Source organism: Faecalibacillus sp. MSK20_93 (assembly GCF_020589945.1).
GTDB lineage: Bacteria > Bacillota_I > Bacilli_A > Erysipelotrichales > Coprobacillaceae > Faecalibacillus > Faecalibacillus intestinalis.
Genome location: NZ_JAJDKA010000153.1, coordinates 1 through 696 on the forward strand (window position 1 = coordinate 1; position 696 = coordinate 696).

Annotated in this window: 1 protein-coding gene; it reads right to left on the reverse strand. The window is 33.2% G+C overall.

Going from position 1 to position 696, the window contains the following annotated elements; translation table 11 throughout:
• Nucleotides 1-681, reverse strand: coding sequence for a fructose-6-phosphate aldolase (locus LJD34_RS16095; RefSeq protein ID WP_227360374.1), 681 nt, complete (start codon nt 679-681; stop codon nt 1-3).
• Between the last annotated feature and the right edge of the window lie 15 nt (nt 682-696).

Genomic DNA, 696 nt, shown 5'->3' on the forward strand with positions numbered 1-696 from the left:
TTATAAATCACAAATACCTTTACCTTCTCCATAAACATCATACCAATCACTATTGAAATCATTCACTGCTTTTTCAATACTTGGATTCGCAAAGATTTGTTTTAAGACTTCTACTGGCGCTGTGATTGCTTGACTTCCATAATTGAAGGCATCTCTTACTTGTTGTACTCCTTTAAAGCTTGCTGCTAATATCTTACAATCATAACCATCTTGTACGATTCTATTTGATAATTCATTGATCAGTTCCATTGGATCATTTCCTAGGTTCCCTATTCTATTGACATAAGGTGCAATATAATCTGCTCCTGCTGCCAAGGCCATATAGGCTTGCATCAAATCATAAACAGCTGTTGCTGTCACATTGACTCCTTCTGCTTTTAGTTTTTTGATGGCTTTGATTCCTCCATATGATACGGGTACTTTGATATAGACTTGATCATCGATTTCTTCTAGTATACGATGGGCTTCTTTTACGATTTCATTACATTCCTTAGAAATCACTTGAATATGAAGACTTCTTTCTTTTCCTATGATTTTCCTGACTTCTTTCATATGTTTAAAGAAATCTTTAGGACTTGTTTTTTTCACTATTGAAGGATTACTTGTTACTCCTACAATTGGCATATATTCTACTGCTTCTTTTATATCTTCTAAGTTTACTGTATCAATTATAAATTCCATTTTCTTTTCTCCTAT

Coding starts and splice junctions, on each gene's coding strand:
- LJD34_RS16095 (WP_227360374.1), bottom strand. CDS start 681: ATGGAATTTATAATTGATACAGTAAACTTAGAAGATATAAAAGAAGCA.